12 protein-coding genes are annotated in these 15,837 nt (G+C 71.3%); 4 read left to right on the top strand and 8 right to left on the bottom strand.

From position 1 onward, the window contains the following. Positions 1 to 70: 70 nt before the first annotated feature. The 7 genes from murD to rsmH form a co-directional block, all read right to left on the bottom strand. A complete protein-coding gene (gene murD, locus ACGFW6_RS14665) occupies positions 71 to 1,495 on the bottom strand; it encodes a UDP-N-acetylmuramoyl-L-alanine--D-glutamate ligase (RefSeq protein WP_393508326.1) in 1,425 nt (474 codons plus the stop codon). Further along, entirely contained in the window at positions 1,477 to 2,550 is a 1,074-nt protein-coding gene (gene mraY / locus ACGFW6_RS14660) for a phospho-N-acetylmuramoyl-pentapeptide-transferase (protein ID WP_062719009.1), read from the bottom strand. Before mraY ends, murD begins: the two co-directional genes overlap by 19 nt. Further along, positions 2,547 to 3,968: a UDP-N-acetylmuramoyl-tripeptide--D-alanyl-D-alanine ligase gene (murF, locus tag ACGFW6_RS14655; RefSeq protein ID WP_393508322.1), complete on the bottom strand. Its 1,422-nt coding sequence runs from the start codon at positions 3,966 to 3,968 to the stop codon at positions 2,547 to 2,549. Before murF ends, mraY begins: the two co-directional genes overlap by 4 nt. A gap of 4 nt (positions 3,969 to 3,972) precedes the next feature. Beyond that, positions 3,973 to 5,502: a UDP-N-acetylmuramoyl-L-alanyl-D-glutamate--2,6-diaminopimelate ligase gene (locus ACGFW6_RS14650; protein ID WP_393508319.1), complete on the bottom strand. Its 1,530-nt coding sequence runs from the start codon at positions 5,500 to 5,502 to the stop codon at positions 3,973 to 3,975. Between the two features lie 172 nt (positions 5,503 to 5,674). Next, on the bottom strand, positions 5,675 to 7,636 hold the full coding sequence (locus ACGFW6_RS14645; protein ID WP_393508316.1) for a peptidoglycan D,D-transpeptidase FtsI family protein: 1,962 nt from the start codon (positions 7,634 to 7,636) through the stop codon (positions 5,675 to 5,677). 5 nt (positions 7,637 to 7,641) lie between these two features. Then, complete coding sequence (locus tag ACGFW6_RS14640) at positions 7,642 to 8,220, bottom strand: septum formation initiator family protein (RefSeq protein WP_393508313.1); 579 nt, start codon at positions 8,218 to 8,220, stop codon at positions 7,642 to 7,644. 78 nt (positions 8,221 to 8,298) lie between these two features. After that, on the bottom strand, positions 8,299 to 9,255 hold the full coding sequence (gene rsmH / locus ACGFW6_RS14635) for a 16S rRNA (cytosine(1402)-N(4))-methyltransferase RsmH (RefSeq protein ID WP_393508310.1): 957 nt from the start codon (positions 9,253 to 9,255) through the stop codon (positions 8,299 to 8,301). 419 nt (positions 9,256 to 9,674) lie between these two features. On the opposite strand from rsmH, the gene ACGFW6_RS14630 reads away from it, so the two are divergent. From ACGFW6_RS14630 to ACGFW6_RS14615, 4 genes are all read left to right on the top strand, one after another. Next, complete coding sequence (locus ACGFW6_RS14630; protein ID WP_393508307.1) at positions 9,675 to 10,223, top strand: beta-class carbonic anhydrase; 549 nt, start codon at positions 9,675 to 9,677, stop codon at positions 10,221 to 10,223. A 316-nt stretch (positions 10,224 to 10,539) separates the two neighbouring features. Next, positions 10,540 to 11,580, top strand: coding sequence for an AAA family ATPase (locus ACGFW6_RS14625; protein WP_393508304.1), 1,041 nt, complete (start codon positions 10,540 to 10,542; stop codon positions 11,578 to 11,580). Then, positions 11,580 to 12,941, top strand: a complete 1,362-nt coding sequence (locus tag ACGFW6_RS14620) for a DUF58 domain-containing protein (RefSeq protein WP_393508301.1) — start codon at positions 11,580 to 11,582, stop codon at positions 12,939 to 12,941. Before ACGFW6_RS14625 ends, ACGFW6_RS14620 begins: the two co-directional genes overlap by 1 nt. Further along, positions 12,938 to 15,322: a DUF3488 and DUF4129 domain-containing transglutaminase family protein gene (locus tag ACGFW6_RS14615; RefSeq protein ID WP_393508298.1), complete on the top strand. Its 2,385-nt coding sequence runs from the start codon at positions 12,938 to 12,940 to the stop codon at positions 15,320 to 15,322. Before ACGFW6_RS14620 ends, ACGFW6_RS14615 begins: the two co-directional genes overlap by 4 nt. A gap of 105 nt (positions 15,323 to 15,427) precedes the next feature. Here the strand turns inward: ACGFW6_RS14615 and ACGFW6_RS14610 are convergent, their stop codons facing one another. Next, the gene (locus ACGFW6_RS14610) at positions 15,428 to 15,820 is read right to left on the bottom strand and encodes a DUF3040 domain-containing protein (RefSeq protein WP_393508295.1); all 393 of its coding nucleotides are present in this window, start codon (positions 15,818 to 15,820) and stop codon (positions 15,428 to 15,430) included. Between the last annotated feature and the right edge of the window lie 17 nt (positions 15,821 to 15,837).

The following is a 15,837-nucleotide window of genomic DNA, read 5'->3' as shown; positions in this document are numbered from 1 at the left end:
CGTCCGGCCACATCCGAGTCACGCGTCCCTCCAAGGGTCCCGAAGCACCCGCTGTGGCCGAGACCCGCCGTCAGGCGCCCGCGCCGAGTTCGCGAACCGCTTCCGCGAACGCGTCACCGCGCTGGTTGTAGTTGGCGAACATGTCCATCGAGGCACAGGCGGGGGCGAGGAGCACCGTGTCGCCGGGCCGGGCGAGCCGCTGCGCCTCCTGGACTGCCGCGAGCATCGCCCCAGTGTCGGTCCGGTCGAGGTCGACGACGGGTACTTCCGGCGCGTGTCGCGCCAGGGCTTCCCGGATCAGGCCACGATCGGCGCCGATGAGGACGGCCGCGCGCAGGTGCCCGGCCGACTTGGCGACCAGTTCCTCGAACGCGGCGCCCTTGGCGAGGCCGCCCGCGATCCACACGATGGACTCGTACGCCGCCAACGAGGCTTCCGCCGCGTGCGTGTTGGTGGCCTTGGAGTCGTCGACGTAGGAGACCCCGGCGACGTCCGCCACGTGGGCGATGCGGTGGGCGTCCGGGGTGAAGGCCCGCAGGCCGTCCCGTACGGCCTTGGGAGGCACCCCGAAGGCCCGGGCGAGGGCCGCCGCCGCGAGGGCGTTGGCGATGTTGTGCGGGGCCGGCGGGTTGACGTCGGAGACCTCGGCGAGCTCCTGGGCGCTCTTCTGCCGGTTCTCGACGAAGGCGCGGTCGACGAGGATGCCGTCGACGACGCCGAGTTGGGAGGGGGCGGGGGCGCCGAGGGTGAAGCCGATGGCCCGGCAGCCCTCCTCGACGTCCGCCTCGCGCACCAGGTCCTCGGTGGCCTTGTCGGCGACGTTGTAGACGCAGGCGACGCGGTTGCCCTCGTAGATGCGGCCCTTGTCGGCGGCGTACGCCTCCATGGAGCCGTGCCAGTCGAGGTGGTCGGGCGCGAGGTTCAGCACGGCAGCCGAGTGTGCCCGCAGCGAGGGCGCCCAGTGGAGCTGGTAACTGGACAACTCCACGGCGAGGACGTCGTACTGCTCCTCGCCGAGCACCGCGTCCAGCAGCGAGACGCCGATGTTGCCGACGGCGGCGGTGCGCAGGCCCGCCGCCTTCAGGATCTCGGCGAGCATCTGGACGGTCGTGGTCTTGCCGTTGGTGCCGGTGACGGCGAGCCAGGGGGCGGCGTCCGGCCCCCGCAGCCGCCAGGCGAGTTCGACGTCGCCCCAGATCTCGACGCCCGCGGCACGGGCCGCCGTGAACAGCGGCTTGTCCGGCTTCCAGCCGGGCGCGGTGACGATCAGGTCGGTGCCTTCGGGCAGGGTCGCCCCGTCACCGAGGCGTACGGCGATGCCGAGCGCCTCGAGTTCGGCCGCCTGGGCACGCGCGCGTGCGTCGTCGCCGTCGTTGACGACGGTGACCTTCGCGCCGAGGCCGTGCAGCACCTTGGCCGCCGGGATCCCGGAGACGCCGAGCCCGGCGACGGTGACGTTCTTCCCCTGCCAGTCGGTCACTTGTCCGCTGCCCATCCCGCGTAGAAGAGGCCCAGTCCGACGATCACACAGATGCCCTGAATGATCCAGAAGCGGACCACTACAAGTACTTCTGACCAGCCCTTGAGTTCGAAGTGGTGCTGGAGTGGCGCCATTCGGAAGACCCGCTTGCCGGTGAGGCGGAAGGAGCCGACCTGGATGACCACCGACATGGTGATCAGCACGAACAGGCCGCCGAGGATGGCGAGCAGCAGCTCGGTGCGCGAGCAGATGGCGAGACCCGCGAGCGCGCCGCCGAGGGCCAGCGAACCGGTGTCACCCATGAAGATCTTCGCCGGCGAGGTGTTCCACCACAGGAAGCCGAGGCAGGCACCCATCAGCGCCGAGGAGACGACGGCGAGGTCGAGTGGATCTCGCACTTCGTAACAGGCGCCCGGGTTGGTCAGCGTCTGCGCGTTGGCGCAGGACTCCTGGAACTGCCACACGCCGATGAAGGTGTAGGCGCCGAAGACCAGCACGGAGGCGCCGGTGGCGAGGCCGTCCAGACCGTCCGTCAGGTTCACGCCGTTCGACATGGCGAGGATCATGAACAGCGCCCAGACGACGAACAGCACCGGGCCGATGGACCAGCCGAAGTCCTGCACGAAGGAGAGCTTGGTGGAGGCCGGGGTGTTGCCGCGGTTGTCCGCGAACTGGAGCGAGAGCACCGCGAAGGCGATACCGCCGAGCAGCTGCCCGGCCATCTTGGCCTTGGCCCGCAGACCCAGCGAACGACGCTTGACGATCTTGATGTAGTCGTCGAGGAAGCCGACCAGACCCATGCCGCCCATCAGGCCGAGCACCAGCAGGCCCGAGTAGGTCACGGGCTTTCCGGTGATCACCTTCGACAGGAAGTACGCCACGATCGTGGCCAGGATGAAGGCGATACCACCCATGGTGGGCGTACCGCGCTTGCTGGCGTGCTCGCGCGGGCCGTCGTCACGGATGTACTGGCCGTAGCCCTTGCGGGCGAGGAGCTTGATCAGCAGCGGGGTGCCGATCATTGTCAGGAAGAGCCCGATGACACCCGCGAACAGGATCTGATTCATCATCGGGCGTCGACCTCACCCTGGGCGCCGCCCGCGAGCAGCGCCTCGGCGACGCTCTCCAGACCCACCGAACGGGACGCCTTCACGAGCACGACGTCCCCTGGGCGCAACTCGCTGCGCAACAGGTCGACCGCCGCCTGTGCGTCGGACACGTGCACCGACTCCTCACCCCACGAACCCTCGTTATATGCGCCCAGTTGCAGCCAGGACGCTTCCCTGCCCCCGACCGCGACGAGCTTGCTGACGTTGAGCCGGACGGCGAGCCGTCCGATCGCGTCGTGCTCGGCGAGCGCCTCGTCCCCGAGCTCGGCCATCTTGCCGAGCACCGCCCACGTACGACCCCCCTTTGCCCGTGAGGCGCCGCCCATGGCAGCCAGCGCCCTGAGGGCGGCCCGCATGGACTCGGGGTTCGCGTTGTAGGCGTCGTTGACGATGGTCACGCCGTCCGGGCGCTCGGTGACCTCCATACGCCAGCGGGAGAGGGAGTCCGCCTCGGAGAGCGCGTGGGCGATCTCTTCCGCGGACATGCCCAGCTCATGGGCGACGGCGGCCGCGGCGAGCGCGTTCGACACGTGGTGCTCACCGTACAGGCGCATGGTCACATCGCTGCACCCGGAGGGTGTGTGAAGCATGAAGGAAGGCTGTCCGCTGTCCGTGAGTCGCACGTTCTCGGCGCGTACGTCCGCTTCGCCGGACTCTCCGAAAAGGATCACCTTCGCCTTCGTACGGGACGCCATGGCCCGTACGAGGGGATCGTCGGCGTTGAGGATCGCCGCACCGTCCTCCGGCAGGCTCTCCACCAACTCGCCCTTGGCCTGGGCGATCTGCTCACGGCCGCCGAACTCCCCGATGTGGGCGGTCCCGACGTTGAGCACGAGGCCGACCTTCGGCGGTGTCAGATCGGCGAGATACCGGATGTGGCCGATGCCCCGGGCGCCCATCTCCAGCACGAGGAACTTCGTCTCCTCGGTGGCGCTGAGCGCGGTCAGCGGCAGCCCGATCTCGTTGTTGAGCGAGCCCGGCGTGAACACGGTCGGCGCCTTGCTCCGGAGCACCTGGGCGATCAGGTCCTTGGTGCTGGTCTTGCCGGCCGAGCCGGTCAGCGCCACGAGGGTCGCGCCGAGCCGCTGGACGACATGACGGGCGAGGGCGCCGAGCGCCTTCTGCACGTCCGGCACGACGATCGCGGGCCCACCCGTCGGCCGCGAGCCGAGGACCGCGACCGCGCCGGCCGCGACGACGGCCTCCGCGAAGTCGTGGCCGTCCACGCGCTCGCCGACGAAGGCGACGAAGAGGCTGCCGGGCTCCACTTCACGGGAGTCCCGGACGACGGATCCGGTGACATGGACCGACGGATCCGGTATGTCGTACGTCTGCCCGCCGACGACTTCTGCGATCTCGGCGAGAGAGAGGGCGATCACAAGTTCATCCCTGGGTCTTCTGGATAGCTTCGCGAAGCACCTGGCGGTCGTCGAAGGGACGGACCACTCCGGCGATGTCCTGGCCCTGCTCATGGCCCTTGCCCGCGACCAGCACCGTGTCGCCGGGCCGGGCGCGCGCGACGGCCGCGGCGATCGCGGCGGCCCGGTCCTCGAAGACCTGGACCTCGCCACGCTCGTGCGCCGGCACGGACGCCGCGCCCTGGAGCATGGTGGCGAGGATCGCGAGGGGGTCCTCGGAGCGGGGGTTGTCGGAGGTCAGTACGGCGGTGTCGGCGAGCCGCGCCGCCGCGGCGCCCATCGGCTCCCGCTTGGTCCTGTCACGGTCGCCGCCGCAGCCGAGCACCACGTGCACCCTGCCCTCGGTGACCTTGCGCAGGGCCTTGAGCACGGATTCGACGGCGTCGGTCTTGTGGGCGTAGTCCACGACCGCGAGATACGGCTGTCCGGCGTCCACGCGCTCCAGACGGCCCGGTACACCCGGCACGGCGGCCACACCGTCGGCCGCGGTCTGCGCGTCGAGGCCGGCGGCGGCCAGGGCGACGATGGCGGCGAGGGTGTTCGCCACGTTGAAGGGGCCCGGCAGCGGGGACTTGGCGGCGATCCGCTCCCCCTTGGGGCCGATCACGGTGAACGTCGAGTCCAGTTGGCCGACCTCGACGTCCTCGGCGCGCCAGTCGGCGTCGGGGTGCCCCTCGGCCGAGTAGGTGACGACCGGGACGGTGGCCTCCTCGGCCAGCCGCCTGCCGTACTCGTCATCGACGTTGACGACGCCGAACCTGCTGCGTCGCGGCGTGAACAGCTGCGCCTTGGCCCGGAAGTAGTCCTCCATGTCGGAGTGGAACTCCATGTGTTCCGGGCTGAGGTTGGTGAACACGGCGATGTCGAAGACGCAGCCGTCGACCCGGCCGAGGACCAGGGCGTGGCTGGAGACCTCCATGGCGACCGCGTCGACGCCGCGTTCGCGCATGACGGCGAACAGGGCCTGCAGGTCGGTGGCTTCGGGGGTGGTCCGCTCGGACTTGATGCGCTCGTCGCCGATGCGCATCTCGACCGTGCCGATCAGGCCGGTCGACCGGAGCGTCTTCAGACCGCCCTCGACGAGGTAGGCGGTGGTGGTCTTGCCGGAGGTGCCGGTGATGCCGATCTGGAGCAGATCGCGGCCGGGGTGGCCGTAGATCGTGGCCGCCAGTTCACCCATCCGCCCGCGCGGGTCCTCGACGACCAGGACGGGCAGGCCCGTCTCGGCGGCGCGTTCGGCGCCGGTCGGGTCGGTCAGCACGGCCGCCGCGCCGAGGCCGGCGGCCTGCGCGACGAAGTCCGCGCCGTGCAGGCGGGCGCCCGGCAGGGCGGCGTACAGATCGCCGGGGCGGACGGCCCGTGAGTCATGGGTGATGCCCGTGACCTCGGCGGAGCCGTCCTGGTGTTCCGGCGCGGGAACACCCAGCTGGTCGGCAAGTTCCGCGAGGGGTGTGGCGGAGACCTGCGCCGGCCTGGGCGGTCCCGGATACGTCACAGGATGCCCCTTCTGGGTGGTTTGGGACTGATCAGCGTGTGGCACGGCGGTGAGCGTACCGGGCGCACCCGCCTCGGAGCGAAGTGAGGGGCGGGGCGGGGGCTGGTTCCCGGAGTCCGGGGTGATCGTTGTCACGAGGTGGTTCCTGGCTGCTCGGTGCTGATCAGGGTGGTCAGGGTTTGTAGGCGACCGGGAGCTTGGCGGACTTGGCACCGGTCGGCGGGACCTGGAGGGTCTTCAGCGCGAACTCCATCACCTGCTTGTAGATGGGGCCGCAGATCTGGCCGCCGAAGTAGTTGCCCTGGGTGGCGTTCTGGATGGCGCAGTAGACCGTGACCCGGGGGTTGTCGGCGGGCGCGAAGCCGGCGAAGGAGGACGTGTAGCCCCGGTACTTTCCGGTGGCCGGATCCACTCGGTTCGCCGTACCCGTCTTGCCCGCGACCCGGTAGCCGGGGATGCGCGCCTTGGTGCCGGTGCCCTCCCGGTCGTCCACGACCGACTCCAGCATCTGGGCGAGGGTCCGCGCCGTCCGGGCGCTGATGACCCGGGTCTTCTTGGGCTTCGGCGCCTCGGTGAACTGCCCGTCGGGTCCCTCCGTGCCACGCACCAGCGTGGGGTCGACGCGTACGCCGCCGTTGGCGATCGTCGAGTAGATCGACGCCGCCTGCATCGCGTTGAGCGACAGCCCTTGGCCGAAAGGAATCGTGTACTGCTGCGAGGTCGACCACTTGTCGGGGGCCGCCAGGATGCCCCGGGTCTCGCCGGGGAAGCCGAGCCCGGTGTAGCTGCCGAGACCGAACTTGCGCAGGTAGTCGTAGAGGACCTTGTTGGACTGCCGCTGGGTCTTGCCGAGCTGACCGGTGGCGAGGATGGTGCCGATGTTGCTGGACTTGGCGAGCACGCCGTTGAGCGTGAGGTACCAGGTCTCGTGGTCGATGTCGTCCTTGAAGAGCCGGTCGCCGCGGTGCAGCCGGTTGGGCACGATGACATGCGTGCCGGGTGTGGCCACGTTCTCCTCCAGTACGGCGGCCATCGACATGACCTTCGCGGTGGAGCCGGGCTCGTAGGCGTCCTGGAGGGCGGCGTTGCCCATGTTCGCGCTGGAGGCCTCGGAGAGGTCGTTCGGATCGAAGCCGGGCGAGTTGGCCATGGCGAGGATCTCGCCGGTGCGGGTGTCCTGGACGATCACATAGCCGCGGTCCGCCCTGGACTCCTCCACCTGCTTGGTGATCGCGTTCTGCGCGGCCCACTGGATGTCGCGGTCGATGGTGAGCTCGACGTCGCTGCCGGGCACGGCCGGCGTCTCGGTGGAGCCCACGGTGGGGACCTGGCGGCCGCCGGACTGGGCGTAGCGGATCTCGCCGTCCTTGCCGGACAGCTCCCTGTTCAGCTGCTGCTCGATGCCGCCGCCGCCCTTGCCGTCGGCGTTCACCCAGCCCAGTATCCCGGCGGCGAGATCGCCGTTCGGGTACACGCGCTTGCTGCTGGCGACCGACAGGACGCCCGCGAGGACGTTGACGGCGCTCTTGTCGGTCTCGGCCTTGGTGGCCAGCGCGCTCTTCAGGTCCTTGATCTGCTTCCAGACCTGCGGGGTCTGGCGGCTGGCCAGCAGCGTGTAGCGCAGGTTCGGGTTCGCGGGCCGGAGCTTGTGGACGATCTTCTCCTGGTCCTGGCCGAGGATCGGCGCGAGGAGCGCGGCGGCCTGCTCGGGGCCGTCGTCGATCTTCAGCTGGTCGCGGGAGAACAGCGTGGGGTCGGCCGTGATGTCGTAGGCGTCCACGCTGGCCGCCAGCGCCACGCCGTTGCGGTCGGTGATGCCGCCGCGCTCGGCGGCCAGGGTGTAGCCGACGTAGCGGTTCTTCTCGGCCTTGGCGGCATAGGTGCTCGCGTCGACGCCCTGCACCTGGAGCAGGCGTACGACGAAGGCGATCAGAACGAGTGTCAGGGCCAGGCTGACCATGCGCAGCCGCGGGCGGGGGCTGCCGAGCCGGATGGCGGCGGCCGCCCCGGGACGTGGGCGTGCCGGGCGGCGGGCCGGGCGGGCGCCGGGGCCCGGGCGCCGCTGGGCGCCGCCGGAGCGGGCGGGCTTCGCGGGTCCGGGCACGCGGCGGCGCGGCGGTTCCCTGTCGGACACTTCCGTCACCTGCCGGGGGTCGGGTACGTGGAGGACTGGGCGGACGGGTCGGACTGCTGGAGGGGGGCCGTGTACTGGGGCACCGTCTGCGGTGTGGCCTGGCCCGCCGGTGCCGGCTCGGAGGTCGGCGCGGCCTGCGGGTCGGACGCGGCGGGAGTGGCTGGCGAACCGGTGATCGCCTCGGGGGCGAGGACGACGGAGCCACGGGCGGCGGCCTGCCCGGGCGCGGCACTGGGCACGCCCTTGACCTTGCCGTCCGGGTCGAGGAAGGCGGGGTCGCCGCCCGGGACCATGCCGAGTTCGCGGGCCCGGCGCTGGAGGGCGTCGGGGGCTGAGTAGGCGTCGATGTCCCGCTGGAGGGACTGCTCCTCGTCGGTGAGGGTCTTGGTCTCCTTCTGGAGGTCGTCCTTCTGGAAGGCGCCCTCGCTCAGGGCGGAGTTCAGGACGAGCAGACCGATGAGGCCGCCGCCGAGGAGAAGGACGACCAGGAGGACGAAGGGGGCACGGGCGGCCTGCCCGGCGCCCGGGGGCAGGAGCCGCGCGAGCCGGGCGGCCCGCCCCCTCAGTTCGGGTTTCCTACTCACTCGCCCTCCCCCGGGTCCGGTTCTCCAACCGATGGCTTCGCGTCGTGGACCCGGACTCCCGCCCCTGCCTCACGGCCTTCATTCGATGGACTCCCTGATGCGCTCGGCCCCGCGCAGGCGCGCCGGTGCCGCGCGCCGGTTCTCGGCGATCTCTTCCTCCGTGGGAAGTTCGGCACCGCGCGTCAGCAGCTTGAGCCGCGGCTGGTACTGCTCGGGGACGACGGGCAGCCCGGGCGGGGCGGTGTTGGCGGCGCCGGCCGCGAACACCTGCTTGACCAGCCGGTCCTCCAGCGAGTGGTACGACAGGACGGCGATCCGCCCGCCGACGGCGAGGGCCTCCACGGCGCCCGGGATCGCCCGCTCCAGGACGGAGAGCTCGCCGTTGACCTCGATGCGCAGCGCCTGGAAGGTGCGCTTGGCCGGGTTGCCGCCGGTGCGCTTGGCGGCCTGCGGCAGCGCGTCCCGGATCAACTCCACGAGCCGGGCGCTGTTGCTGAACGGCTCCTTCGCGCGCTCGCGCACCACGGCGGACACGATCCGCTTGGCCTGCTTCTCCTCGCCGTAGGCGCGCAGGATCCGGACGAGTTCGCCGGGCGGGTAGGTGTTGAGGACCTCGGCGGCGCTGATGCCGGTCGTCTGGTCCATGCGCATGTCGAGGGGGGCGTCCTGGGCGTACGCGAAGCCTCGGTCGGCCTCGTCGAGCTGCATGGAGGAGACGCCGAGGTCGAACAGGACGCCCTGGACGCGCGGGATGCCGAGCCTGGCCAGGACGTCCGGGAGTTCGTCGTAGACGGCGTGCACGAGGGTGGCGCGCTCGCCGTAGGGGGCGAGCCGCTCGCCGGACAGGCGCAGGGCCTCCTTGTCGCGGTCGAGGGCGACGAGCCGGGCCTCGGGGAACTGCGTCAGAAGGGCCTCGCTGTGGCCGCCGAGGCCGAGGGTGCAGTCGACGACGACCGCTCCGGGCCGCTGGAGGGCGGGAGCCAACAGGTCCAGGCACCGCTGGAGCATCACCGGGACATGTCGACTGGAACTCAAGGGGCCCTCTCAGATCCGGCAGGGCGGTACGCACCGCCGGGTCCCCGCCCGCTCGTGAAGGGGAGGTCTGCCGGCGCCGGATGCGTCAGCCGACCGGGAGCGGGAGGAGGCCGAGCCGTACGTACGCGCCGCGCACGCGGGGAGATCGCCGGAAAAAACGCCGGTGTCTCCGGGAAAAACAGTCCAGCAGGGAGTCTCGCCTCCCGCTTCGCGTCACTTTAGTCCACCGTGTGGCGCGGTCAATCAACCGGCCTGCGCGTCGCCGCTTCGGGTTCGGCGGAAGTCGTACCGGCAGGAAAATGGCTCGTATGGGGGCACTCACGTCACCCTTGTGGGTTAGCTCACAACAAGCCTCGATGGCGTTCTTTGTCCCCTCTCACAACAGGACCGCTCTGGACGTGACCAGTAACGTCATGGGTATGACGACTTCTGCATCGGTTCCCACCGGCCCCGACAGTGCGATAGACCGCCGCGGCACGGTCACCGACCGGCTCGTCGACGCGAACGAGCGCTACGCCGACGCCTTCACCGATCCGGGCATGGACGCCCGCCCCGTCCTGCACGTCGCCGTCGTGGCCTGCATGGACGCCCGTCTCGACCTGCACGCGGCGCTGGGCCTGGAGCTCGGCGACTGTCACACCATCCGCAACGCGGGCGGCGTGGTCACGGACGACGTGATCCGCTCGCTCACGATCAGCCAGCGCAAGCTCGGCACCCGCAGCATCGTCCTGATCCACCACACGGGCTGCGGTCTGGAGAGCATCACCGAGGACTTCCGCAACGAGCTGGAACTCGAGGTGGGCCAGCGTCCCGCCTGGGCGGTGGAGGCGTTCCGGGACGTCGACCAGGACGTCCGGCAGTCGATGCAGCGCGTGCGCACCTCGCCGTTCCTGCTGCACACCGACGACGTGCGGGGCTTCGTCTTCGACGTGAAGACGGGTCTGCTGCGCGAGATCGACCCCGCGTAACCGCCGGAGCGCACTCCGTGCGACGGCCGGCGTGGACGCCCCACGGCGGACACCTCGTGACCGTCGCGCGGAGGTCGCGTGACCATCCGTGGCACCTGTCGTTTCGCTGTCAATTTGCGCTCGGGCGTGCCCAAAAGGCCGTAAGACCCGACATAACGCAGGCAGTTGTCCACAGGCGAGTGACACGAATCGGTAACGGCAGCAAGAATGCGGGTGTGGCAGCACGCGGAACACTTCGCGCGTGGTGTCCGTGTTCCAGGGGTGGGCCGGTCCGCGCATCGCGTCGGCCCGGAAAGAACGGGCCGAGGAGGGCCGGGTGACGACCTATGACGATCGAGCGAGCCTCACTGATCTGACCGCCACTGTGGAGCGAGTCCGCGACGCGGTGGAGGGAGTGATCGAGGGCAAGCCCGAGGTCGTACGGCTTTCGCTGACCGTACTGCTCGCCGAGGGACATCTTCTGATCGAGGATGTGCCCGGCGTGGGCAAGACGATGCTGGCGAAGACGCTGGCGCGGTCCATCGACTGTTCGGTGCGACGCATCCAGTTCACGCCGGACCTGCTGCCGTCGGACATCACGGGTGTGTCCATCTGGGATCAGCAGCGCAAGGACTTCGAGTTCAAGCCCGGCGCGATCTTCGCCCAGATCGTGATCGGCGACGAGATCAACCGCGCCTCGCCGAAGACGCAGTCGGCGCTCCTGGAGTCCATGGAGGAGCGCCAGGTCACGATCGACGGCCAGACCTACGAGCTGCCGAGCCCCTTCATGGTGGTGGCCACGCAGAACCCGGTCGAGATGGAGGGCACCTACCCGCTGCCCGAGGCGCAGCGCGACCGCTTCATGGCCCGCGTCTCCGTCGGCTACCCCAGCGTGGAGGCCGAGCTGCAGATGCTGGACGTGCACGGCGGTGTCTCTCCGCTGGAGGACATGCAGCCGGTGGCGCACGCGCACGACATCGTGAAGCTGATCGACGCCGTGCGCGGGGTGCACGTCGCCGAGCCGGTCCGCCGCTACGCGGTCGACCTGGTCGCGGCCACGCGCAACCATCCCGACCTCAGACTCGGCGCCTCCCCGCGCGCGACGCTGCATCTGCTGCGCGCCGCGAAGGCGTCCGCGGCCCTCAGCGGCCGGGAGTACGCGCTGCCGGACGACGTGCAGGCCCTCGCCGTGGCCGTCCTGGCCCACCGCCTGCTGCCCACCGCGCAGGCCCAGCTCAACCGCCGCACGGCCGAGCAGGTCGTCCAGGAGATCCTCCAGCGCACCCCCGTGCCCGCCGCGCAACAGCAGCAGCACGGCTTCGGCGGTCTGGGCCGCGGCACTCAGCCGTACGGCCAGCAGCCGCCACGGAGGCTGTGATGACCTCCGGCAGTACGGGCCAGGCCGAGGCGGAGCGCGACGAGAAGGGCGGGATCCGCACGGCACTGGCCGGGCTGACCACGCGCGGGCGCTCCTTCCTGGCCGCCGGCATCGCGGCCGCCGTCTGCGCCTACGTCCTCGGCCAGAGCGACCTGCTGCGTGTCGGACTGCTGCTCTCGGCGCTCCCACTGGTCTGCGCGACGGTGCTGTACCGCACCCGCTACCGGGTCTCGGGCAGCCGCAGGCTCTCTCCCGCGCGTGTGCCCGCCGGCAGCGAGGCCCGGGTGCACCTGCGGATGGACAACGTCTCCCGGCTGCCCACCGGCCTGCTCATGCTCCAGGACCGGGTGCCCTACGTCCTCGGCCCGCGCCCCCGCTTCGTGCTGGACCGGGTCGAGCCGGGCGGCCGCCGCGAGGTGTCCTACCGGGTGCGCTCCGATCTGCGCGGCCGCTATCCGCTGGGCCCCCTGCAACTGCGGCTGAGCGACCCGTTCGGCATGTGCGAGCTGACCCGCTCCTTCTCGACGTACGACACACTCACCGTCATCCCGCGCGTGGAACCGCTGCCGCCGGTGCGCTTCAGCGGGGAGGCGAAGGGGTACGGCGACGGCCGGCAGCGCTCGCTGGCGCTGGCCGGCGAGGACGACGTGATCCCGCGCGGCTACCGCTACGGCGACGACCTGCGCCGCGTCCACTGGCGCTCCACCGCCCGCTACGGCGAGCTGATGGTGCGCCGCGAGGAGCAGCCGCAGCGCGCCCGCTGCACGGTGCTGCTGGACACCAGGGGCCCGGCCTTCAAGGGCGCGGGCCCGGACTCGGCCTTCGAGTGGGCCGTCTCGGGCGCCGCCTCCGTGCTGGTGCACATGCTGGAGCGGGGCTTCTCCGTCCGGCTGCTGACCGACACCGGCAGCTCGGTGCCCGGTGAGGGCGCCGACGGGTTCGCGGGCGCGAGCCAGGAGTCGGCGGACGCGGCGGGGCTGATGATGGACACCCTCGCGGTGATCGACCACTCCGACGGCACGGGTCTGTCGCGGGCCTACGACTTGCTGCGCGGCGGCAACGAGGGCCTGCTGGTCGCCTTCTTCGGCGACCTGGACGAGGAGCAGGCCACGGTGGCCGCCAAGATGCGTCAGCGCAGCGGGGGCGCGGTGGCGTTCGTGCTGGACAGCGGGATCTGGGGGCGGGAACCCACCGATGTGCCCGGCGCGTTGGACAGGGGCGAGGAGCGGCTGCGGATGCTGCGGGAGGCGGGCTGGACGGCCCTGAGCGTGCCGCGGGGCGCCCCGCTGAACGAGCTGTGGCGCCAGGCGGACCGAGCGCGTACGGACGCCGCCGTGCTGGGCGAGGGGGGAGTGGCATGAGCGGGCGGACACGGATGGCGCTGTGCGCCGCGGCGGCCACGCTGATGGCCTCGTGCGCCCTGCTGCCGCTGGTCTCGCCGGTCACCTGGCTGATGCAGGCGATCTTCCTGCTCGCGGTCCAGACGGGCGTGGGCATGGCGACCCGGCGGGTCCCGCTGGCCCGGCCGGTGACCGTGGCCGCGCAGGCCCTGGTCGCGCTGATGCTGCTGACCCTGACCTTCGCCAATCAGCAGGCGATCATCGGAGTGATCCCCGGCCCGGAGGCGTTCGCCCACTTCGGCGACCTGCTGCAGACCGGCGCGGACGACGTCAGCCGGTACTCGATCCCGGCGCCGCTGTCCGACGGCATCCGGCTGATGCTGATCGGCGGGGTGCTGATCATCGGCCTCGCGGTGGACACCCTCGCGGTGACGTTCCGCAGCGCCGCGCCGGCCGGGCTGCCCCTGCTGGCGCTGTACTCCGTGGCCGCCGGGCTGTCCGACGGCGGCGCGGACTGGCTGTGGTTCCTGGTCGCCGCCATGGGCTATCTGATGCTGCTCCTGGCCGAGGGCCGCGACCGGCTCTCCCAGTGGGGCCGGGTCTTCGGCGGGGCTCCGCGGACGCCCGGCGCGGAACCGAGCGGCGCGGTGGCGCCGGTCCGCACCGGCCGGCGCATCGGCGTGGTCGCGCTGGGCATCGCCCTGGCGGTGCCGCTGGCCCTGCCCTCGATGAACGGCGGCCTGCTGGACGCCGCCGGGGCGGGCGTGGGCTCCGGCAGTGGGGGCGGCGGCACGATATCGGCGGTGAACCCGCTGGTGTCACTGCGCGACAGCCTGAACGTCGACGAGGACCGCGAGGTCCTGTCGCTGAAGACGAACTCGGCCGACCTGTCGAACCTCTACCTGCGGATCGTGTCCCTGGACGACTTCGACGGCACCACCTGGCAGCCGTCCAAGCGCAGCATCGAGGCCGTGCCGGACAAGTTCCCCACCCCCTTCGGCCTGGGCGCCGACGTCAAACGCGCCGAGGTGGAGACGACCGTCTCGGCCGCCGACTGGTACGCCCAGAACTGGCTGCCGATGCCGTATCCGCCGAGCGGCGTCGACATCAGCGGCAACTGGCGCTACGAACCGCTGGGCATGACCGTCGTCGGCGACCGCCGCCAGACCACGCGCGGGGCGACCTACACCGTGCGCAGCCTCGACGTGCAGCCGACGGCGGACCAGCTCGCGGGGGCCCCCGAGCCGCCGGCCGCGCTGAAGCGCGAGTTCACCAAGCTGCCGGATTCGCTGCCCGGGGTGGTCGGCCGGACCGCGCGCGAGGTCACCGAGGGCGCGACCAGCCACTACGAGCAGGCGGTCAAGCTCCAGGAGTACTTCTCCATCACGGGCGGCTTCCAGTACGACACGAACGTGAAGGTCGGCAGCGGTCCCGAGGCCATCGCCCGCTTCCTGCGGGACAAGGAGGGCTTCTGCGTCCACTTCTCCTTCGCGATGGCGGCGATGGCCCGCTCGCTGGACATACCGGCCAGGGTCGCGGTGGGCTTCGCGCCCGGTACCCCGCAGGGCGACAACTCCGTCTCGGTGGGGCTGAGGGACGCGCACGCCTGGCCCGAGCTGTACTTCGAGGGCGTGGGCTGGACCCGCTTCGAGCCGACACCGACCCGGGGCTCGGTCCCGCCGTACACCCAGGCGGACACGCCCGGCTCCACGCTCCCGGACGTGGCGCGGCCCTCGCAGTCGACGAGCACGGGCCCGTCCGCCACTCCCTCGACCAGCGAGAGCTGCGCGGGGCAGAACCCGGAGCTGTGCGCGAGCGAGTCGCCGGAGGCCGCGGTGGCCGTCGGCGGTGACGGTCCGAAGTGGTACGTCCTGCTGGCCTGGGCGCTCGGCGGTGCCGCGGCGTTGCTGATCCCGTCGGCTCCGATGCTGTGGCGTCTGCGGACGAGAGCGGTACGGCTGGGAGCACATGGCCGCGCCGAGGCGGACATCCCGCTGCACACCTTGTCGGTCTGGCAGGAACTGACGGACACGGCCTGGGACTTCGGCATTGCGCCGGACGACTCCCAGACGCCCCGCAAGACGGCCGCCCGCGTCGTTCGGCTGGGCCGCCTGGACCCGCCGGCCGCGGCCTCGGTCCACCGCGTGGCCGACGCGGTGGAACAGGTGCTCTACGCCCCTGTCCCGCGTCCGACGGCGGGCCTCGCGGACGATGTCCGGCGGGTGCGGGACGACCTTCGGTCCAGGGCCGGCTGGACGACGAACCTGCGCGCTCTGCTGCTCCCCCGCTCCAGCGTGCGGGTGGTCTGGGCGGTGTCGGACTGGTGGATCGCCCTCAAGCGTCGCGCGGCGGCGGCCCGGCCCACCTTGCGGAAGCCGTCGACGCCTGGGCAGCACGGGTGACGGGACGGGCCCTCAGGGCCCGTCCAGGACGTACGTCAGGGGGTGACCACCGGTCGGTGGTCACCCCCTGACGTATGTCCTGGAGCTGTTCGGGAGCTCTTCGAATTAATGGCCGCCCTGTTCGTCACGGCGGCGCTGCCAGCGCTGTTCGATGCGGTCCATCACTGAGCGCTTCTGGCGTGGCTGTCGGCGGGCCTGCTGACCGCCGGAGGGCTGCTCGCCGGGCTTGGGGGCCTTGCGCCAGCCGGTCACCGCGAGTACCGCACAACCCAGCATGACGAGGAAGCCCACCACGCTGAGCCACACCTGCTTGGCGACCATTCCAGCCATGAGGAGCGCGATACCTACGAGGAAGCCCGCGACCGCCTGGTAGACCCGTCGCCGGGTGTACGTACGCAGCCCGCTTCCCTCAAGCGCTGTCGCGAACTTGGGATCTTCGGCGTACAGCGCTCGCTCCATTTGCTCGAGCATTCGCTGCTCGTGCTCCGAGAGCGGCACGGAGTCCTCCTCATCGT

Origin of the sequence: Streptomyces sp. Y7 (genome assembly GCF_043195415.1) — a bacterium.
In the GTDB taxonomy this organism is placed as follows: domain Bacteria; phylum Actinomycetota; class Actinomycetes; order Streptomycetales; family Streptomycetaceae; genus Streptomyces.
This window is presented reverse-complemented; position numbering and strand designations above follow the sequence as displayed.

Coding starts and splice junctions, on each gene's coding strand:
- ACGFW6_RS14615 (WP_393508298.1), top strand. CDS start 12,938: ATGAGCGGGCGGACACGGATGGCGCTGTGCGCCGCGGCGGCCACGCTG.
- mraY (WP_062719009.1), bottom strand. CDS start 2,550: ATGATGAATCAGATCCTGTTCGCGGGTGTCATCGGGCTCTTCCTGACA.
- ACGFW6_RS14620 (WP_393508301.1), top strand. CDS start 11,580: ATGACCTCCGGCAGTACGGGCCAGGCCGAGGCGGAGCGCGACGAGAAG.
- ACGFW6_RS14630 (WP_393508307.1), top strand. CDS start 9,675: ATGACGACTTCTGCATCGGTTCCCACCGGCCCCGACAGTGCGATAGAC.
- murD (WP_393508326.1), bottom strand. CDS start 1,495: ATGGGCAGCGGACAAGTGACCGACTGGCAGGGGAAGAACGTCACCGTC.